The sequence below is a fragment of the Micromonospora sp. NPDC007271 genome (assembly GCF_040634005.1).
GTDB lineage: Bacteria > Actinomycetota > Actinomycetes > Mycobacteriales > Micromonosporaceae > Micromonospora.
In genome coordinates this window covers 1-19043 of sequence record NZ_JBEYER010000008.1, presented here as the reverse complement: position 1 = coordinate 19043, position 19043 = coordinate 1, and the positions used below count along the sequence as shown (strand labels likewise).

16 protein-coding genes are annotated in these 19043 nt (G+C 70.6%); 11 read left to right on the top strand and 5 right to left on the bottom strand.

Features of this window, described 5'->3' with window-relative positions:
- Positions 1-64: 64 nt before the first annotated feature.
- Genes ABZ570_RS04925 through ABZ570_RS04885 form a run of 9 tightly spaced genes read left to right on the top strand, consistent with a single transcriptional unit; the run spans position 65 to position 8876 of the window.
- Positions 65-973: a dihydrodipicolinate synthase family protein gene (locus ABZ570_RS04925; RefSeq protein ID WP_358056891.1), complete on the top strand. Its 909-nt coding sequence runs from the start codon at positions 65-67 to the stop codon at positions 971-973.
- Between the two features lie 3 nt (positions 974-976).
- Positions 977-1981 (top strand): proline racemase family protein, encoded by a 1005-nt coding sequence (locus ABZ570_RS04920; RefSeq protein WP_358056889.1) that lies wholly within the window; start codon positions 977-979, stop codon positions 1979-1981.
- Positions 1982-2030: 49 nt separating this feature from the next.
- Entirely contained in the window at positions 2031-3404 is a 1374-nt protein-coding gene (locus ABZ570_RS04915; protein WP_358056887.1) for an aldehyde dehydrogenase family protein, read from the top strand.
- Positions 3404-4690 carry an aconitase X catalytic domain-containing protein gene (locus ABZ570_RS04910; protein WP_358056885.1) on the top strand — a complete coding sequence of 429 codons (1287 nt, stop codon included), beginning with the start codon at positions 3404-3406 and terminating at the stop codon, positions 4688-4690. The genes ABZ570_RS04915 and ABZ570_RS04910 overlap by 1 nt, the downstream gene beginning before the upstream one ends.
- The gene (locus ABZ570_RS04905) at positions 4671-5123 is read left to right on the top strand and encodes a DUF126 domain-containing protein (RefSeq protein ID WP_358056883.1); all 453 of its coding nucleotides are present in this window, start codon (positions 4671-4673) and stop codon (positions 5121-5123) included. The genes ABZ570_RS04910 and ABZ570_RS04905 overlap by 20 nt, the downstream gene beginning before the upstream one ends.
- Entirely contained in the window at positions 5120-6055 is a 936-nt protein-coding gene (locus ABZ570_RS04900; RefSeq protein ID WP_358056881.1) for an ornithine cyclodeaminase family protein, read from the top strand. The genes ABZ570_RS04905 and ABZ570_RS04900 overlap by 4 nt, the downstream gene beginning before the upstream one ends.
- A complete protein-coding gene (locus ABZ570_RS04895; RefSeq protein WP_358056879.1) occupies positions 6048-7196 on the top strand; it encodes an FAD-binding oxidoreductase in 1149 nt (382 codons plus the stop codon). The genes ABZ570_RS04900 and ABZ570_RS04895 overlap by 8 nt, the downstream gene beginning before the upstream one ends.
- Positions 7193-7471 carry a (2Fe-2S)-binding protein gene (locus ABZ570_RS04890; RefSeq protein WP_089006521.1) on the top strand — a complete coding sequence of 93 codons (279 nt, stop codon included), beginning with the start codon at positions 7193-7195 and terminating at the stop codon, positions 7469-7471. Before ABZ570_RS04895 ends, ABZ570_RS04890 begins: the two co-directional genes overlap by 4 nt.
- Positions 7455-8876: an FAD-dependent oxidoreductase gene (locus ABZ570_RS04885; RefSeq protein ID WP_358056877.1), complete on the top strand. Its 1422-nt coding sequence runs from the start codon at positions 7455-7457 to the stop codon at positions 8874-8876. The genes ABZ570_RS04890 and ABZ570_RS04885 overlap by 17 nt, the downstream gene beginning before the upstream one ends.
- 219 nt (positions 8877-9095) lie before the next feature.
- Here the strand turns inward: ABZ570_RS04885 and ABZ570_RS04880 are convergent, their stop codons facing one another.
- Entirely contained in the window at positions 9096-10763 is a 1668-nt protein-coding gene (locus tag ABZ570_RS04880; protein ID WP_358056875.1) for an amidohydrolase family protein, read from the bottom strand.
- Between the two features lie 479 nt (positions 10764-11242).
- Between ABZ570_RS04880 and ABZ570_RS04875 the strand changes: the two genes are divergently transcribed.
- Positions 11243-12532 carry a hypothetical protein gene (locus tag ABZ570_RS04875; protein ID WP_358056873.1) on the top strand — a complete coding sequence of 430 codons (1290 nt, stop codon included), beginning with the start codon at positions 11243-11245 and terminating at the stop codon, positions 12530-12532.
- Between the two features lie 258 nt (positions 12533-12790).
- Here ABZ570_RS04875 and ABZ570_RS04870 read toward each other — a convergent pair whose 3' ends face one another.
- The 3 genes from ABZ570_RS04870 to ABZ570_RS04860 all read right to left on the bottom strand — a co-directional run bounded on the left by ABZ570_RS04870 (position 12791) and on the right by ABZ570_RS04860 (position 17112).
- Entirely contained in the window at positions 12791-13810 is a 1020-nt protein-coding gene (locus tag ABZ570_RS04870; RefSeq protein WP_358056871.1) for a TAXI family TRAP transporter solute-binding subunit, read from the bottom strand.
- Positions 13807-16005, bottom strand: a complete 2199-nt coding sequence (locus tag ABZ570_RS04865) for a TRAP transporter fused permease subunit (RefSeq protein WP_358057058.1) — start codon at positions 16003-16005, stop codon at positions 13807-13809. The genes ABZ570_RS04870 and ABZ570_RS04865 overlap by 4 nt, the downstream gene beginning before the upstream one ends.
- Positions 16006-16587: 582 nt before the next feature.
- Positions 16588-17112: a GNAT family N-acetyltransferase gene (locus ABZ570_RS04860; RefSeq protein ID WP_358056869.1), complete on the bottom strand. Its 525-nt coding sequence runs from the start codon at positions 17110-17112 to the stop codon at positions 16588-16590.
- A gap of 424 nt (positions 17113-17536) precedes the next feature.
- Here ABZ570_RS04860 and ABZ570_RS04855 point away from each other — a divergent pair, with 424 nt between their 5' ends.
- On the top strand, positions 17537-18715 hold the full coding sequence (locus ABZ570_RS04855) for an acyltransferase (protein ID WP_358056867.1): 1179 nt from the start codon (positions 17537-17539) through the stop codon (positions 18713-18715).
- Here ABZ570_RS04855 and ABZ570_RS04850 read toward each other — a convergent pair.
- On the bottom strand, positions 18712-18999 hold the full coding sequence (locus ABZ570_RS04850; RefSeq protein ID WP_358056865.1) for a hypothetical protein: 288 nt from the start codon (positions 18997-18999) through the stop codon (positions 18712-18714). The genes ABZ570_RS04855 and ABZ570_RS04850 overlap by 4 nt on opposite strands.
- Positions 19000-19043 lie beyond the last annotated feature (44 nt).

Here is a 19043-nt window from a genome sequence, read left to right as displayed (position 1 = left end):
TTGACTTGAGCTCCGTGAATTGCTATGTGATATTGCACTGACGGCAACGAAAGGGCTCTCCGACATGACTGCTTCCCCCGCTGCCCGTACCCGCCCCTGGCACGGCGTACTCGTCGCAGCCGCTCTGCCCTACCGCGACGACCTGTCCGTGGACTTCGACGCCTACGCCGACCACGTGCGGTGGCTGGCCGAGAACGGCGCCCACGGGGTGACCCCGAACGGATCCCTGGGCGAGTACCAGGTGCTGACCAACGAGGAGCGCGCGAAGGCCGTCGAGGTGGCGGTCCAGGCCGCACCCGAGGGCTTCGTCGTCATGCCTGGCGTGGGCGCCTACGGCGCCCTGGAGTCACGGCGCTGGGCCGAGCAGGCGGCCGAGGCCGGTGCGCAGGCCGTCATGGCACTGCCTCCGAACGCGTACCGCACGGACGAGCGCGCCGTCCTGGAGCACTACCGTGAGATCGCCAAGGCCGGCCTGCCCGTGACCGCGTACAACAACCCGATCGACACCAAAACCGACCTGACGCCCCGGATCCTCGCCACGCTGTACAACGAGGGCCTCATCGTGGGCGTCAAGGAGTTCACCGGCGACGTGCGTCGGGCCTACGAGATCTCGGAGCTCGCGCCCGGGCTGGACCTGATGATCGGCACCGACGACGTCGTCCTCGAGGTCGGCATCGCGGGCGCCAAGGGGTGGGTCGCCGGATACACGAACGCCTTTCCCCGCTCGACCGTGGCGCTGTACGAGGCCTCCGTGGCAGGGGACCTGGAGACCGCGCTGCCGCTGTACCGGCTGCTACACCCCCTGCTGCGCTGGGACTCGAAGACCGAGTTCGTCCAGGCGATCAAGTTCTCCATGGACATCGCCGGCCGTAAGGGCGGCGTCTGCCGGCCGCCGCGGCAGCCGCTGACCGCCGAGCAGGAGCGGTCGGTCCGCACCGCGACCGAGGCGGCCCTCGAAGCCGGACTGGCCTGAGACATGCGCGCACGCCGACTACTACACGCCGTCGACTCGCACACCGAGGGCATGCCGACCAGGGTCATCACGGGCGGCGTGGCGCCACTGCCCGGCGCCACGATGATGGAGCGCCGCCGCTGGTTCCTCGACAACAGCGACGACCTGCGCACCTTGCTGATGTACGAGCCACGCGGGCACTCCGCCATGTCCGGAGCGATCCTGCAGCCGCCGACGCGGCCCGACGCCGACTGGGGCGTGCTCTACATCGAGGTGTCCGGCTGCCTGCCGATGTGCGGACACGGCACCATCGGGGTCGCCACCGTGCTGGTGGAGACCGGCATGGTGGAGGTGACCGAGCCGGTCACGACGATCCGCCTGGACACGCCCGCCGGCCTCGTGGTCGCGGAGGTCGCCGTCTCCGACGGCGCGGCCAAGGCGGTCACGATTCGCAACGTGCCGTCCTACTCCCACCAGTTGGACGCGACGGTCGAGGTGCCCGGCTTCGGGACGGTCCGCTACGACCTCGCGTACGGCGGCAACTTCTACGCAATGGTCCACCTCGAAGACCTCGGCCTGCCGTTCGACCGGGGACACAAGCAGGCCCTGCTGGACGCCGGGCTGGCGATCATGGAAGCGATCAACGAGAAGGGCCGCCCGGTCCACGTCGACGACCCCGACATCAGCGGGTGTCACCACGTACAGCTCATCGCTCCCGGCTCGGACGCCCGGCATTCGCGCCACGCGATGGTCATCCACCCGGGCTGGTTCGACCGGAGCCCCTGCGGTACCGGCACGAGCGCCCGGATGGCACAGCTGCACGCGCGTGGCGAGCTGGCGTTGGACATCGACTTCGTCAACGAGTCCTTTATCGGGACCCGCTTCATCGGCCGGCTCATCCAGGAGACCCGGCTCGCCAGCGGCGCCGCCGCAGTGGTACCGACCATCACCGGGCGTGCCTGGCTGACCGGCACGGCACAGTACTTCCTCGACCCGGACGACCCGTTCCCGGCGGGTTTCCTGCTCTGACCTGACCTCATCCCCACCCGGCCCACGTACCGACGCTGAGGGAGCCTTCGTGATCAAGAGCTACTCACCGCACGCACCCGAAGACCTCGTTGTCGAGGCGCCCGTGACCAGTGCCGACGAGGTGGCGAAGGCGTTCGCCCGCGCTCGCGCGGCCCAGGCCCAATGGGGGCGCGGCCCCGCGGCCGCGCGGGCGCAGGCACTGTCCGACGCCGCCGACGCGGTGGCGGCGGCGTCCGACGAACTGACCCGACTGGCGGTTCGCGAGGTCGGCAAACCAGTCGGCGAAGCGCGCGGTGAGGTAGCACGGGCGGTGGCCATCCTTCGCTACTACGCACAGCAGGTGTACGACCCGGTGGGCGCGATGCACGAGCCGTCGAGCGCCGGCCTGCTCTTCACCCGGCGCCGACCGCTCGGCGTCGCCGGGCTCATCACCCCGTGGAACTTCCCCATCGCCATCCCGCTGTGGAAGGCCGCACCGGCATTGGCGTTCGGCAACGCCGTGGCGCTCAAGCCGTCGCCGGACGCGACGGCGACGGCGCTGCGGCTGGCCACCCTGCTGGACGAGGTCCTGCCCGAGGGGCTGTTCACGGTCCTTCCCGGTGACGGCGACACCGGCCGGGCGATCGTGGCCGAGGCCGACGTGGTGTCGTTCACCGGATCCACGGCGGTCGGTGGCGACGTGGTGCGCTCGGCCGCGGCCCGCGGGGTGCGGGTACAGGCGGAGATGGGCGGCCAGAACCCGGCGATCGTCCTGCCCGACGCCGACGTGGAGTCCACCGCCAGACAGATCGCCGCGGCCGCGATGGGGTTCGCCGGCCAGAAGTGCACGGCGACCAAGCGGGTGATCGTCGTCGGGGACGTCACGCCGTTGCGGGACGCGCTCGTCGCGGCGATCGAGGCGCTGGGGTTCGGCGACCCCGCGCAGGCGACGACCGCGGTGGGGCCGGTCATCAACGAAGCCGCCCGGGACAAGGTGTTGGCCGCCGCCGGCAGCGCGACCGCCGCCGGAGCCCGTCTCCTCACCGGCGGCGTGGCGACCGACGACCCCGGCTGGTTCGTGCGTCCGACCCTGCTCGAGGATGTCCCCGCCGACCACCCGCTCTCGTGCGACGAGGTGTTCGGGCCGATCGCCACGCTGCACGCGGTGCCTACGCTCGAGGAAGCGGTGGCGGTGGCCAACAATGTTCCACAGGGACTCGCCGCCGGCGTGTATACGCGCGATCTCAACGCCGCGCTCGCCATGGCGGACGCGTTGGAGGCCGGCCTGGTGAAGGTCAACGCACCGACCACCGGGGTCGACTTCTACCTGCCGTTCGGCGGCGAGAAGGCATCCAGTGTGGGCGGCCGTGAGCAGGGCAAGGCCGCGCAGGACTTCTTCACCTCGCTGCACACTGTGACGCTGGCCCCCGGCGAAGGAGCCTGATGCCCGGCGACGACGGCCTGGTCCTCACGGCCGAGGAACAGTCGATGCTGGCCGGAGAGCAGGGCCCGGCCACCGCGATGTGCATGCGGCTGATCGTCGGGGTCGCGCGCGCGAACGGGGCCGAACGGCTGGTGCCGATCGAGTCAGCGCACGCCGACGGCTGCCTGTACCACGGCGTGGCGGGGCTGGAGTTCACCGAGCGGCTGGTCTCCCTCGGCGGCCGGGTGCGGGTGCGTACGACGCTCAACGTCGGCTCGCTCGACCTGCTGCATCCCGGACTGGTACGCGCCGACGTCGAGGTGGCCGAGAACGGCCGGCGCCTGATGGACGCGCACGTGGCCCTCGGCTGCGAGCCGACCTGGTCGTGCGCGCCGTACCAGTCCGGCCACCGACCGACCGAAGGCAGCCACGTAGCGTGGGCGGAGTCGAACGCCATCGCCTTCGTCAACTCGGTACTCGGGGCGCGCACCGACCGGTACGGCGACTTCATCGACATCGCCGCCGGCGTTGCCGGCCGGGTCCCCTACTCGGGCCTGCACCTGAAGCGAAACCGTGCCGCCGCGCTGGTGCTCGACTTCTCAGCGGTCCCCGCCGCGCTGCTCGACGACGACGTCGCCTGGCCCGCGATCGGGGCGCTGCTCGGCGAGCTCGCCGGAACCCGGGTCGCGGCGCTCACCGGTCTGCCGGGCGACCTGAACGACGGCGGGGTCACCGAGGACCGGCTCAAGGCGCTCGGCGCGACCGCCGCATCCGCCGGCGGCGTCGCGCTGTTCCACGTGGTGGGGGTGACGCCGGAGGCGCCGACGCTGGACGCGGTGCGCGGGCCTGAGGCCACCACGGTGCCGGTGACGACACACGACCTCAGGCGAGCGCGGGAGCGGTTGAGTACCGCCGCTACAGAGTCAATCGACGCCATCAGCCTCGGCACCCCGCACTTCTCGCTCTCCGAGTTCGCGGCGCTGGCGCTCGAGCTGCGGGGCGGCCCGCCGTTCAGCTCGTCGGTTGACGTGTTCGTGTCGACCAGCCGGGCCGTGCTGGCCGAGGCGGAGGAACGCGGGTACGCCGACGCGGTGCGCGATGCGGGTGGCCGCATCCTCACCGACACCTGCACGTACGTGACGCCCGTGCTGCGGGACGGGATCCGCACCGTGATGACGAACTCGGGCAAGTGGGCCTGGTACGCGCCGGCCAATCTCGGAATCGACACGGTGCTGGGAAGCCTGGCCGAGTGTGTCGCCTCGGCGAGGGCCGGGAGGGTGGTACGCGATGAGCGGCTGTGGGGCTGACCCGGTGACGCTGTCCGGCCGCTCCCTCCATCCGGGGCAGGCGAACGGCGCCGTACTCGCGCTCGACGAGCCGCTCTCGTTCTGGGGCGGGGTCGACCCGTCCGGAATGATCGTCGACGCCCACCATCCGCAACGCGGCTGCACGGTCGCCGGGCAGGTCCTCGCGATGCAGGCCGGGCGCGGCTCCAGCTCCTCCACCGCCGTGCTCGCCGAGCTCATCCGGTCGGGCCACGCGCCGGCGGCCCTCCTCCTGGCCGAGTGCGACGCGATCCTGGTGATCGGGGCCCTTGTCGCCGCCGAGATCTACGGCACCACCCTGCCCATCGTGCAGCTCGCCCACGCCGATCTGGCACGACTGCACACCGGCACCCGAGCCGCCGTCCTTGCCCACACCGCGCCCCTCGCGGCGACCGTCATTGCGAGAAGCCGATGATCGCGACACTGCCGTACCTCGACGAAGCCGACATCTTCGGCCTGGTGCCGTTCGCCGATGCCGTCACCGCACTGGCGAAGGCCCTGTCCGGCGGGCTCGACCCGCAGGCGTCCCTGCAGCGCTCCATTCACGACGTGGAGCACGGACAGCTGCTGCTGATGCCCGCCGAGACCGCGGCCGTCGTGGGCGTGAAGCTGAGCACGGTGGCTCCGGGCAACTCCGACCGTGGACTCCCCCGCGTCCAGGCGCTGTACGTGCTCTACGACCGGGTCACGCTGGCCCCGGTGGCGCTGCTGGACGGCACGGCCCTGACGACGTTGCGAACTCCTGCTGTCTCCGCGGTCGCGGTGGACCACCTCGCCGCGCCCGAGGCGCGGCACCTGGTCGTGTTCGGCTCCGGCCCGCAAGCGTGGGGGCATGTGGAGGCGCTGCGAGCCGTTCGGCCCCTCGGCGCCGTCACGGTGGTCGGCCGGGACCCCGACCGCGCGGCGGCCCTGGTGGCCAGGGTCCGGGACGGCGGTCTGGACGCGCGCGTGGGTAGCCATGAGGACGTCGCGGATGCGGACGTGGTGGTGTGCGCCACCACAGCCCGCCAGCCGCTTTTCGACGGCCGCCGGTTGCGCCCGGGGACCTGTGTCGTCGCGGTGGGCTCCCACGAGCCGGACGTCCGTGAACTCGACGAGGCGACGATCGGCGCTGCCGAACGGGTGGTGGTCGAGTCCCACGGCGTCGCCCTGCGCGAAGCCGGTGACATCATCCAGGCCGTACGCGCCGGCGTCGTCCGCCAGGACGGCCTCATCGAGCTTCGCGACGCGGTGCACCTGGCGCCCACCACCGGTTCATCGGTCTTCAAGAGCGTCGGCATGGGCTGGCAGGACCTCGTGGTGGCCGATCTGGCCTACCAGCGCTGGACGGAGAAAAGGCATGCCTGACGTGGTCGTCGTCGGAGCGGGCATCGTGGGGGCCGCCTGCGCCTACTATGCCGCGCGTGAGGGGCTAACGGTGACCGTCCTCGAGCGGGGAACGGTGGCTGGCGGCACCACCAGCCGCGGTGAGGGCAACATCCTCGTCTCCGACAAGGAACCCGGCCCCGAACTGAACCTGGCTCTGGCATCCCGTACGCGCTGGCTGGAGCTGGCCGCCGAGTTCGGCCCCGACCCGTTCGAACTCGAAGAGAAGGGTGGCCTGGTGGTGGCCACCTCGGATCCGGGTGCCGCAGCCCTGACCCGGTTCGCCGAGGGGCAGCGGGCCGCCGGCGTGGAGACGGTCGCGGTGAGCGCGGACCAGCTCCACGACCACGAGCCGAACCTCGCCCCGGACCTGCCCGGAGGAGTCCTCTACCCCCAGGACATGCAGGTACAGCCGGTACTGGCGGCGGTGTCACTCCTCGCGGCGGCCCGGTCCCTCGGCGCCACGGTGGTCCGCGGCGAGGAGGTCGTGGCGGCCGAACGGGGTCCGGACGGACGGGTCACGGCGGTCCGGACGCGCACCGGCAGCTACCCCACCAACGCGATCGTCAACGCCGCCGGAACCTGGGGTGGTCAGGTCGGCGAGCGGCTCGGCGCGCCGATCCCGGTCCTCCCCCGCCGCGGGTTCATCCTGGTGACCGAGCCGCTGCCCCGGGTGGTCCGGCACAAGGTGTACTCCGCTGACTACGTCGAGAACGTCGCGTCCGACGACGCCGGGCTGGAGACGTCCACCGTCGTCGAAGGCACCCAGGGCGGAACGGTTCTCATCGGCGCGAGCCGGGAGCGGGTGGGGTTCGACGACACCATGTCCGTGGCGGTGCTGCGGCGGCTGGCCTCGCTGGCGGTGCGCCTCTTCCCCTTCCTCGCCGACGTAAGGCTGATGCGGACCTACCGCGGGTTTCGCCCCTACTGTCCAGACCACCTGCCGGTCATCGGTCCAGACCCCCGGATTCCCGGGGTGTTCCACGCCTGCGGGCACGAGGGTGCCGGCATCGGTCTGGCCCCGGCAACCGGCAGGCTGATCAGCCAGATGCTGGCCAACGGCCAGCCGGACATCGACCCCTCGGCGTTCGCGCCGTCGAGGTTCGCACAGGTGACCGCATGACGAGCCAGCCACACTTCTCCTTCGACGGCAGCCAGATCCCCTTCCGGCCGGGGCAGAGCGTGGGTGCCGCGTTGACCGCGGCCGGCGTGCGGTCGTGGCGCAGCACCCGACGCGGCGGCCGGCCGCGGGGGTTGTTCTGCGGTATCGGCGTGTGCTTCGACTGTCTCGTCGTCGTCGACGGGCGCCCGAACGAACGCGCCTGCCTCCGGCTCGCCGAGCCGGGCATGGAGGTCAGCACGCAGGAAGGAACCGGTCACGGTGACCTCGAAGTCTGAGCGGATCTTCGACGTGCTGGTCGTCGGTGCCGGGCCGGCCGGGCTGGCCGCCGCGACCAGCGCCGCCCGCGCCGGCGCGCGCACCGCCATCGTAGACGCCGGCGTGGTGCCCGGCGGCCAGTACTGGCGCCACCCGGCACCCAACGAGCGTGGGGTGTCCGCCGCCGAGGTGGCCCACCTTCACCATGACCTGGCGACATATCGCCGTCTTGTGGCCGGGCTCGCGGCCGCTGCCCAGTTCTCCCAACACCACGTGTGGACGGTCACCCGCGACCGGGACGGCTTCGTCGTGCACGTGGTCGACCGGACCGGTGGGGGCGAACGAGCCGCCGAACTCCGCAGCCGTCGGCTCATCCTGGCCCCGGGGGCGTACGACCGTCAGATCCCGTTCCCCGGGTGGGATCTTCCGGGCGTGATGACGGCGGGGGGTGTGCAGGCTCTGCTCAAGGGTCACGGCGTCGTCGCCGGACAGCGGGTGCTGGTGGCCGGAACCGGCCCCTTCCTGCTTCCGGTCGCGGCCGGGCTGGCCGAGTCGGGAGCGAGCGTCGTGGGCGTTCACGAGGCCGGCTCCCCGTTGGCGTGGCTGAGGGAGCTCGGCGCCGTGATCCGTAATGTGGGCAAGCTCGGCGAGGGCGCCAGCTACGCCCGGGTGCTGGCGCGGCGCCGGATTCCGGTCCATACCCGGTCCGTCGTGGTCTCCGCTGACGGCACGGACGCTGTGGAACGGGTCACCATTATGCGATTGGACCACAGGGGCCGGGTGGTGCCCGGGAGTGAGCGCACGATGGCGGTGGATGTGCTGGCTGTGGGGTGGGGCTTCACCCCGCAACTGGAGCTGCCGCTGGCGCTCGGCTGCGCGACGCGCGTGGATGTCGACGGGTCGCTGGTGTGCGAGGTCGACGACGAGCAGCGCTCATCGGTCGAGGGTGTCTTTGTCGCCGGCGAAGCCTGCGGCGTGGGCGGTGCCGCGCTTGCGACGGTGGAAGGCGAGATCGCCGGTACCGTCGCGGCGGGCGCCGCGTCGGTCGCACCTCGGCTGCGCCGCTCGCGGGCGGCGCTCCGCCGCTTCGCGCAGGCGATGCACCGGTCCCACCCGGTGCCCGCAGGATGGGTGGACCGGCTGTCCGACGACACGACCGTCTGCCGCTGCGAGGAGGTTCCTTTCGGGGCACTGCGGTCCATGCAGCAGGACCTCGACGCGCACGACGGCCGGTCGGCGAAGATGCTCACCCGAGCCGGCATGGGTTACTGCCAGGCACGCACCTGCGGCTACGCCGTCGGCTGCATCCTCGGTCAAGAGGCCTCCCGCACCTCCGGCTTCGCCGAACGCCCCGTCTCGTCTCCCCTCACCCTCGGCGCGTTGGCAACGTCCTCTCCGGCGGAGCACGACTCACCCGCCAGCTGAGTGAGGAGGATGGGAGGCTGGGCACACGACCCGACGCAGGGCGACCCCGCTGCCGAAGCGCACCGACCACCGCCAGTCCTCCCGCCACCGCGCCCGGGCGCCCAAGGGGCGACCGCGGTCGCCCCTTGGGCGTTGATCGTCAGCTCCTACCGGCGCTCGTCACCATGGGTGTCCTGGTGTGCCGTGCGGACCCGGCCGTTCGAGGTGCGGCCCACCTACCTACGAGGTGCCTCTTTCTGCCTTCTGCTTCTCCACCTCGACAGCCACGTCTTCGAGCAGTCGCCTCGCGTCGTAGACGACACCGTCCTTGATCGTCCACCTGATGCCACCGACCCGCTCGATCTGGCCGGTCTGGGGGTTGAGGCGCTGATGGCCGGTCCCGTACAGCGCCTTGAAACCGCCTCCCCGCCGCCCCCAGGGATCCACGGTGAGGTCCGCCGTGGGGTCTTCTGGGGCGATGACGAGGTCCGCGAGTTTCCCGGGTTCGACCGTCCCGATCGGCGGGTTGTCGATACCCATCGGCTCGTAGAGCGTTTTGGCGCCGTTCAATGTCGCCGCCGTGATGACCTCGAGCGGGGTGAGACCAGCCTCTCGCAGCATCTCCAGCTCCATGATGTAGGCGAAGCCGTAGGTCTGGTAGATGAAGCCGGAGTCTGAGCCGGTGGTGATCCGCCCGCCCATGTCGTGGTAGTCCTTCATGAGCTTGAACCAGACCTGGTAGAAGTCCTTCCAGGCCGTTTCGACCTCGGTGCCCCAGTCCCAGTAGTACGAGCCGTGGGCGGCGGTGCTGGGCTGGAAGAAGTCCCACAGCGACGGCAACGTGTACTTGTCGTGCCACTCCGCGCCGCGCATCCTCGTCACGTCCCGGCTCGCGACGTAGATGTTGAACGTGGGGTCGAACACGGTTCCCAGTTCGAGGTGCTCCCGCAGGTACCTGTGCCACTCCTGGCCGCGGACGGGGTAGATCTTGTTCACCCAGTCGGCCACCTGGCTGAAGCGCACCTGTTCGTTGCGGTAGTCGTAGTCGGACGGGAACAGCTTTACGCCCGGGCGCACGAGCGACTCGAAGTGGCCGTAGAAGTGGGTGACCGTGCCCAGCCCGAGCCGGGCGGCGTCGATGGCGTTCATCTGCTCCACACCGGTCTGATCGAGGTGCGCGACCGTACCCATCTGGAGTCTCTTCGCTTCGGGGAGGAGTGCAGCCATGATGTCGGGGCGCATGTGCGCTCCCGATCTGATCTTGATCCCGTCCACGCCGTGGTCCTTCGCCCAGCGCACCCACTCCCGCGCGCTCTGCGCGCTGTTGACCGGGCCCTTGCCCCAAGCGTTTCCCGGGTGTTGGTAGTTGAAGATGCGCGGGGCGACGATTTCGTTGCGTTCGCTGCGCTCTTTGTCTCTGACGGAGATGTCGTTCGACGCCAGGGCCACACCGCGTACGGTCGTGACACCGTGCGCGAGCCACAGCTTGTAGGCGTACGTCTCCGGGTTCTTTGGCGGTCCGCCTGCATGCACGTGGAGGTCGACGAATCCCGGCATCACAAACATGCCGGTCGCGTCGACCACGTGGTCGGCGTCGAACGGTGGCCTGTCCTTCTGCAGGTCACGCTCGCTGACCTGCTTGATCTGGGTGATCCGCTGGTTCACCACGACGATGTCAACCGGGCCGCGTGGCGGGGCTCCGGTGCCGTCGATCAGGGTCCCGCCGCGGATCACCAGCTTGTGAAACGGGCCCGTGCCCTCCTCGGGTGCCCGGTCGGCCGATGCCTGACTGGCCGGTGCACCCGCGTCTTCCGCTCGGGCGGCACCTGGCGTGAGGGCCACGTACGTGCCCACCATGGCGCCAGTGCCAGCTTCCAGAAATCGCCGACGTGTGAAGCCGTGTCCCATCGACTTCCCCCTTCTGATTTCCGTTTGCGTGCTCGTCGTGTGTGGACATCGGCCCGCCACCACGCTGCGTCAGATAGCCGTCGAGCCGGTCTCCGCACGATCCTCGATCCGGTCGATCATCGATGAAAGTGCAACGTAACATGGTATTGATTTACAGCGCTAGACGTCGATGCCGACACCTGGCATCGCCCCAGGACCGCCCTCAGCCCACCGCCGACGGGCGAACGTGCCGAGGCGAACTCGACCGAAGCCGGCGGGTTCGCCGGGTCTCGGCATCGTCGACCGCGCCGCGGTCGAGGCCGCGCCGGCGGGAAAGTTCACCATCGGTGCCGAACGAGCACGTCGTTCAACAACTGCTGGAAGGCGCTCGCCTCCATTCGAGACAGCCATCCGAAGCCCCGGTAGAACCGGCGGCGGATACTCCGTGATAGACGGAGGTCGAAGCCGGCCCTGACGGGTGAGGCGAGCGGAGGGCAGCGATGCGGACAGCCAGGGCAACGCTGGGGGCAGCACTTGCCACCCTGACCATGGTGGCCGGCGTGGGCGTCGCCTCTCCGGCTGCGCACTCCGCGCCGCCCGTCACGCCCGCCGAGCTGGAAAACGCGAAGGCGTGCGAGATCACCAGGCCGCCGGAGGGCTGGCCCGACGGGACCAGCGCGGGGTTCGACACGAACCTGCACCATGGGCTCGACAGCGACTGGAAGCTGCATGTGCGTCCGGTCGACACCGTGCGCGCGATCATGCTGTTCGTGGACTTCCCGAACGCCCGCGCCGAGGACAACCAGGCGCCGTACGCGGACCCCGGCACTTACTACGACTTCCTCGCGCCGTCGGTTGAGTGGTTCCGCCGCTCCTCCTACGGACGGCTCAACCTTGAGATCACGACGGTGCCGCAATGGTTCCGCATGCCGCTGCCAGACACCGAGTACGGGCTCTCGCGCAACACGTTCACCGTGGAGAACCAGCTCGAGTACGTGCGCGACGTGGTCAAGGTGACCGACCCGGACGTCGACTTCTCAGGCTACCGGCTGCTGTACATCGTGCCGTCACGCAACGCCAGCCACATCGCCTTCTCCCCCGAGTTCAACGACTACACGCGCTCGATCGTGGCCGACGGGACCGTGCTCAAGAACGGCGACACGTTCGGTCAGGACATGTGGGGCTGGGGCTTCAAGATCCTCAACCACGAGACAGGCCACGCGTTCTCGCTGCCGGAGTCCTACAACGCCACCGGCATCGGCGGCACGCACCGGTTCGTCGGCGGCTGGGACATGATGGGCAACATCTCCGGCCGCGCGCCCGAGCTGATGGGCTGGAACAAGTGGAAGCTCGACTGGCTGCAGCGCCCGCAGATCGGCTGCGTGACGCAGAGCGGAGTCACCGAGCACACGCTCACTCCGATCGAGCAGGGCGGACCGCCGGGGACCGCGAAGAAGCTCGTCGTGGTGCGTACCGGCCCCTACACCGCCTGGGCCGCGGAGCTGCGGCGTGCAGTGGGCAACGACGCGGGCACGATCTGCGACCCCGGAGTGCTCGTGTACAAGGTCGACACATCGATCCCGAACGGCGACGGATCAATCCAGGTGCACGACGCCAAGCCCGGGTCCGGCCGTCAGGGGCCGTGCACCGAGCCCGACATCGGGACGCTCGGCATCGGGGCGGATGAGGTGCCGCTGTTCCACGACCCCGCTACCAACGTCACGATCGAGGTCATTTCGGAGGACGAGTCGAACGCGGTGGTGCGCGTCACGAAGGGAGACGCGCCATAAGAGCCGCACCGGTGCTCACCAACTCGGAGGCGTAGCTCGGTGGGCCGTCGACCGGGCCCGCGTGGCCAGGCTCCCAGCTCCGTGGGCCCGCCGGCAACAGGATCGGCGCGGGCAGTTGGGCGCGCGCCGGCCAGAGCCGCTAGGTGCGGTCCGGCGGGTGGCGGTGCCGGCGTAGGCGGCCGGGAGCGGGGAGCGCCAGGGGGCCTCCCGGTCGGGGTGCCGGGCCCGGCCCCTGGGTCCGGGCCCGGCGTTGCCGGATCAGCTCGTGCCCAGGTCCTTGAGCGCCTTGTCCGCGCCCCGGTGCAGCGGCACCGGGTCGGTCTTGCGGGCGTTCTGCAGGTCGATCGCCTTGGCGGCCGGGTTGGCCTGGGCGAGAGCGTCCTTCTTCTCGAAGACCGTCTTCGTGATCGCGCATGCCACGTTGGCGTCCAGGTTGTCCCGGACTAGCAGCACGTTCGGCACCACGATGGTCGGGGTGTCCGCCGCGGTCTTGTACACGTCCTTGCCGATGGTGCCGGCCTGGTACGCCGGGTTCACCTCGGCCATCTTCGGCTGCAGCGGGCTGATGTCGATGAACTTGACCTTGTCCCCGGCCGTGGTGAAGAGGTCGGTGACGCCGCCGGTGGGTACCCCGCCGGACCAGAAGAAGCCGTCGATGCTGCCGTCCTTCATGCCGTCGACGGTCTTGGTCAGGTCGAGCCGCTGCGCCTGGATGTCCTTGGCCGGGTCGAGGCCGGCGGCGGTGAGCAGCCGGTTGGCGATGACCTCGGTGCCGGACTTGGGCGAGCCGGTGGAGATCTTCTTGCCCTTCATGTCGGCGACCGAGGTGATCCCCGCGTCGGCCCGGACGACCACCTGCGTGTAGTTGTCGTAGATCCGGGCCAGCGCCTTGACCGGCTGCGGCGAGTTGAAGCTGCCCTTGCCCTGCACCGCGTTGACCGCGGTGTCGAAGAGCGAGAAGGCGACGTCATACTGGCCGGCCACGAGCTGTTCGACGTTCTGCACCGAGGCGCCGGTCTCGGCGGCGGTCCCGGTGAGCTTGCCGCCGGTCGTCGCGGAGAGCTGGCCGGCCAGCGCGTTGCCGACCACGTAGTACACACCGGTGGCGTTGCCGGTGGCGATGCCGATCCGGGTGTCCTTGGTGACCTGGCAGGTGACCTCGCTGGCGGTGTCGTCCTTTGCCGCTCCGTCCTGCCGGCCCCCGCACCCGGCGGCTCCGGCCGCGACGAGGGCCAGCACTCCGACGCCTGCGGCAACCCGTACGTCGATCCGTCTCACTCTCTGTCCTCCCCATGGTCCAGCTGCTTCGGCACCGACGGGACGCCGGCACGGCCGGCGGATCCACGTCGGACGAGCACCCCCGCCACGGTCAGCGCGGCCAGGACGGCGCCAACGGTGACGGGGACGGGTTCGAGCCAGAGCAGCACCAGCCCGGCGACCGCGCCGAGGATCCGCTCCGGCACGCCGGCCGGGCCGACGCCGGGCAGCCAGCCGCCCGCCGCGACCGCCAGCATGGTGACGCTGAGCACGCAGATCAGGCCGGCCACCGCGATCCGTTCCACCCCGCCGATGCCGAGCAGCCCGAGACCGGTCGGCGTGATGACGAAGGCGATCGGGATGAGGTACGCGGGCAGCGCGTACCGCAGGGTCTGCCACATGGTCGGGACCAGCCGGCCGCCGGTCACCGCGGCGGCGGCCACCGCGGCGAGGGCGGTCGGTGGGGAGACCTCGGACAGCACCGCGAAGTAGAAGACGAACATCGCCGCGGCGGGGGCGGCGACGCCGAGGTTGAGCAGCGCCGGGCCAATGATCACCCAACCGATCACGAACGACGCGGTGACCGGGACGGCCAGGCCGAGCAGGCTGAGCGCGACGGCGGCGAGCAGGGCGGTGAGCACCAGCACCACGGCCGGGTCGGAGCTGACCGCCTGGGCCCCGCCGATCAGCAGCGCGGCGGCCTGCGGGCCGAGGCCGGTCTTCGTGGTGGTGGCGGTGATGATGCCGGCCGCGGCGCAGACCGCGCTCACCGCGAGCACCCCGCGTACGCCGCCGCGGAGCGCCTCGACGAGGCGGGCCGGGGTGAGCCGGTGGCGCCGGTCCAGGAAGGACAGTGCGGCGGCCAGGATGGTGGCGATCACCACGGCGCGGGTGGCCGAGGCGCCCGCCGCGAGCACCACGATGATCACGATGAGTGAGAGGAAGTGGTAGCCGAAGCGGGCCAGCAGGCGCCAGGCGGAACCGCTGTCGATCACCACCGGGCGGACGCCGGAGCGCCGGGCGTCGATCTCGACGGAGAGCAGGATACCCAGGTAGTAGAGGATCGTCGGCACGGTCGCCCAGCCGAGCACCTGCAGGTAGGACACGCCCAGGTACTCGGCGATGATGAAGGCCGCCGCGCCCAGCGTGGGCGGGGAGAGGATCGCACCGACCCCGGCGGCGGCCAGCATGCCGCCGGCCCGCTCGGCGGGGTATCCGGCGCGGCGCAGGATCGGCCAGGTGACCGCCCCGATGCTGACCGTGGTGGCCGCCCCTGAGCCGGAGACGGTGCCGAGCAGGAAGCCCGAGGCGACCGCGGTCCGTCCGGCGGCGGTACGGGACCGACGGAACGCGGCTGCGGAGAGCTCCACGAAGAATCGCCCGGCCCCGGAGAGGTCCAGCACCGCCCCGTAGATGGTGAAGAGCACGATGTACGATGCGGCCACGTCCAGTGGGGTGCCGTAGAAGCCGCTGTCGGAGTTGTAGAAAGCGTCGATGAGCTGGCCGAAGTCGAGCCCGGCGTGCGCCACGGCCCAGGACTGCGGCAGCAGCCCGCCGTAGTAGCCGTAGGCCAGGAAGAGCAGGCAGACGGCGGGGAGAATCCAGCCGGTGGTACGCCGGCATGCCTCCAGCAGCAGGAGCATCAGCACGGTGCCCATGGCCACGTCCAGCGGCACCAGCAGGCCCTGCCGGTCGAGGAACGCGTCGTACCCGCCGCCGCCCGCGCCCAAGGCCACCGGTAGCACCGGGTAGAGGCAGCTCAGCAGCGCGGCGAGGGCCAGCAGCCAGTCGACCGGGGTGGGCACCCCACGCCGCGCCGGCTCGTCCTCCTTGCCCGCCGGGCCGATCGCGTCGCCGGTCGCAGCCGCCGGGTCGTCGGCCGCCGGGGCGGTCGCCCGCCGCCGCAGCCGCATCCCGGACGGGTACGCCAGGAACACCATCGGCAGGATGCCGGTCAGGAAAATGATCAGGTAGTACTTGCTGCCCTGGGAGAGCGGAAAGAACACCTGCCAGAGGGCGAGCAGTGCGACGGCGACCGTGACGCCGGTGAACAGCAGCCCCACCGGCCCGGACAGGACGCGTCCCGGCTTTTCGTCCTCGAACTGGGCGGCGAGTTCCCGGGCGTCGTGGTGGGTGGCGACTGGACGATCGTCGGCCCGCGCCGGCTCGCCGGCCGCGCCGTCGTCGGGCGGGAGCGAGACGGGTTCGTTGCCCACCTCGGACGCGGAGTCCCGCGCTCCGGCGGGCAGGGGGGCCGGCGCGGGGCCGTCGGAGGGGCGAACGGGCGACACGAGGGGGCACGATACGCGAATCTCGTACACTATGGGAACCATTGTCGGACGTGATTGCGCCAAGTGACGGCCGACAATTACCCAGCGCATGTTGGTTGACCCTGGCGCAGGGTGCGGCTTTACGTTCCTCGACATGGAACGTGGTGGTTGTGGGGGGCTGGTACCGGTCGAGGATGCGCCGAGGCACCCGTACCTGGAGTCTGCGCCCGCGTGCTGGCGGGTGTACGGGGAACTCACCGCCCGCCTGCTGATGCTGGGCCCGGCCGTGGCGCAACCGTCTCACGTCGATTGCTTCGCGACCCAGCACACGGGAGGCGCCGCCAGCGACCGGCGTCAGCGTTCCTCGATCCGGTGCACCTGGTTGATCGCTGCGGTGCGACGAGGTGCTGGGTGGTGGAGCGCACCCTGCCCGGCTCAACCTCTGTCGCCTGCTGGCCCGCGACCACGAACGCCGTCCCGCCGCCTCCGAAGCCTCATCTCAACCGTTGACCAGCGCGGCCCCAGGACTCACCCGGACTTCGTGGAGCCCGCTGGACGCCGCATCTCGAACAGGATGCTGTCGTGGCCTGCCCCGTCAGGCCGGGTTCCCACGCGAACCGCACCGACCTTCTCCAGTGCTCGTTGGGAACGCCGATTGTCTGGGCCGACGAGAAACACGACACGCTCGACGAAGCGGAACGCGTGTCCCAGCATGAGGGCTTTGAGCTGGCCGTTCGCCGGGCCACCCCAGTACGACCTGGCGAGAAACGTCCACCCGATCTCGACTTCGCTGCGTCGCTGATCGTAACCGTGGAATCGGGACGACCCGATGATGTCGCCCGTCGCCGAGGTGACCGCCAGAGCACCGTCGGATGCCAGGGACTCCGCGAAAAACCGCGTGAAGACGTCGTAGCGGTACCGATCCTTGACGGGATGCTGAGCCCAGATCAAAGGGTCACGAGCAACCTGATAGAGCTCATCGAAGTCTGCCGAGCGCAAGGGCCTGACGCCAACGAGACCCTGGCAGAGCACGGGCTGCAGATCGAACGGCATGGTCGAGCATATCGAGGATCAGGTCGACGGACCGCCCATGGGAGGGCAGCCGCCCACGGCCGGACGAGTCGCGCCAACCGTCGGAACATCACCTCACACGCGTCGGCCGAGGCTGGGACTCCTGGTCCGTGGGGACCTGCCGCCTGTCGATCATCTGGCGCTTTCCCCCGAGGGGGGCACGAGCCGGACGGCCGCACGGGCTTCAGCACACAACGGAGGCGGAGCTTCACCATGAGTATTTCCTTGGCGCCGTCGGTGGGCCCGACCAGCCCCGGCATCCACCGGACGGACGATGTCTGACAGGCTATTCGGAGCTTCTGCCATGGCCGATGCGGCAGTACGACCTCGTCGAATCGGGTAGGGAGAGGCGACGGACGCGGCCGCGCGGGGACGGCCTGACGCACAGCGAAAGGAGCCCGACCCATTGCTTTTCCACGGCGCAACCGCTCGTAACCTCGGCTACCAGCCCGCCCTGGACGGCGTCCGTGCCTTGGCGATCATCGGCGTGCTGCTGCTGCACCTCAACCTCTGGGGTGCCGTGCCACCTGTGACCCCCGGCGGTCACCTGGGCGTCGCCATGTTCTTCGTGCTCTCCGGGTACCTGATCACGACGCTGCTGATGGACGAGCACACCCGGACCGACACGGTGGACATGCCCGCGTTCTACGCGCGCCGGGCCGCCCGCTTGCTGCCAGCGCTGCTGCTGCTGCTCGTGGTCCACGCCCTCGTCTGGGGTACGCAGCAGCCGTCCTGGACCGTCGCCCTCCAGATCGCCGTGGGGCTGTTCTACCTCACGAGCCTGGTACACCCGGTGATCTTCGACGCCGGTGGACTCGGCTGGACCTGGTCGCTCTCCGTCGAGGAGCACTTCTACCTGTTCTGGCCCGCGGCGCTGCGGCGCGCGCTCGTCGAGCCGCGGGGGCGGACCATCGCCATGTGGTGCTGCGGGGCGGTGATCGCCGTCGCCGTCACGCTGCGCGCGCTGCTGAACGACTCCACCACCTGGCACGACTTCGTCTACTACTCGACGCCCGCACGGATGGACGCGCTGGCCGTCGGGTGCCTGGCGGCGCTCGCCACACACGGTCGCCGGCTGGCCGTCCCGGTACCGCTGACCTGGGCCGCGTTCGGCTTCCTGGTGCTCTGCTACTTCGTGCCGGCCTTCCGCATCGGCACGACCGTGATGAACCTGGTCGGGCTGCCTCTGCTGTCGGTAGCGACCGTGGTGCTCATCCTCGGCCTCGTCGCGCGGCCTGACCGCGGGCCCGCGCGACTGCTCGCGGCCCGGCCCCTCGTGCACATCGGCAAAATCTCCTACGGGCTCTACCTGTGGAACCTTCTGGCCGGCCAGAGCATGCGGATGATGTTCGGTGAATCGCGGACCGGTTGGCTCGGGACGATCCTCGGTCTCGCGCTGACCGTCGTGGCGGTCGAACTGTCGTACTGGTGCCTGGAGCGCCCTGTGCTGCGGTGGACCCGCCACCGGCTCGCGGCGCGGCGGCAGCCGGCGCACCGAGTAGTCGTACCGAGGCAGCTCCCGGCAGACCGGCGGACGCCGCGACCGGCCGGCGAGCCCGCGACGATCGGTGCCGGCCGGTCCTAGGGCGCCGAAGTCACGGTGGTGGTGCTGACGCGGTGGCCGCGGGCGTTGAGCTCGGTGAACAGCTGCGTGGCGTTCGTGACGCCGGCATTGAGGCGCTGGTGCAGGTGGTCGAGGTGGTCGGAGGACGCTGGGCCGGCCGCTGTGGGCTTGGCCAGGAGCTCGTCGACGGTGACGGCGCGGGCGAAGCGGCGGACGGTGCCGCGGGCCAGGCCGAGTCGCCAGGTGATCTCCCGGATGCCGTGTTCCTCGGTGATCAGAGGCCTGGACCTGCTGGTAGCCGACATGGTTGCGGGCGCCGAGCGTCAAGGCGATGGGCTGATAGTGGTGC

Excerpts from the sequence above, each read along its gene's own strand:
- ABZ570_RS04925 (WP_358056891.1), top strand. The coding sequence starts at position 65 with ATGACTGCTTCCCCCGCTGCCCGTACCCGCCCCTGGCACGGCGTACTC.
- ABZ570_RS04920 (WP_358056889.1), top strand. The coding sequence starts at position 977 with ATGCGCGCACGCCGACTACTACACGCCGTCGACTCGCACACCGAGGGC.
- ABZ570_RS04910 (WP_358056885.1), top strand. The coding sequence starts at position 3,404 with ATGCCCGGCGACGACGGCCTGGTCCTCACGGCCGAGGAACAGTCGATG.
- ABZ570_RS04905 (WP_358056883.1), top strand. The coding sequence starts at position 4,671 with ATGAGCGGCTGTGGGGCTGACCCGGTGACGCTGTCCGGCCGCTCCCTC.
- ABZ570_RS04900 (WP_358056881.1), top strand. The coding sequence starts at position 5,120 with ATGATCGCGACACTGCCGTACCTCGACGAAGCCGACATCTTCGGCCTG.
- ABZ570_RS04895 (WP_358056879.1), top strand. The coding sequence starts at position 6,048 with ATGCCTGACGTGGTCGTCGTCGGAGCGGGCATCGTGGGGGCCGCCTGC.
- ABZ570_RS04890 (WP_089006521.1), top strand. The coding sequence starts at position 7,193 with ATGACGAGCCAGCCACACTTCTCCTTCGACGGCAGCCAGATCCCCTTC.
- ABZ570_RS04880 (WP_358056875.1), bottom strand. The coding sequence starts at position 10,763 with ATGGGACACGGCTTCACACGTCGGCGATTTCTGGAAGCTGGCACTGGC.
- ABZ570_RS04875 (WP_358056873.1), top strand. The coding sequence starts at position 11,243 with ATGCGGACAGCCAGGGCAACGCTGGGGGCAGCACTTGCCACCCTGACC.
- ABZ570_RS04860 (WP_358056869.1), bottom strand. The coding sequence starts at position 17,112 with ATGCCGTTCGATCTGCAGCCCGTGCTCTGCCAGGGTCTCGTTGGCGTC.
- ABZ570_RS04850 (WP_358056865.1), bottom strand. The coding sequence starts at position 18,999 with ATGTCGGCTACCAGCAGGTCCAGGCCTCTGATCACCGAGGAACACGGC.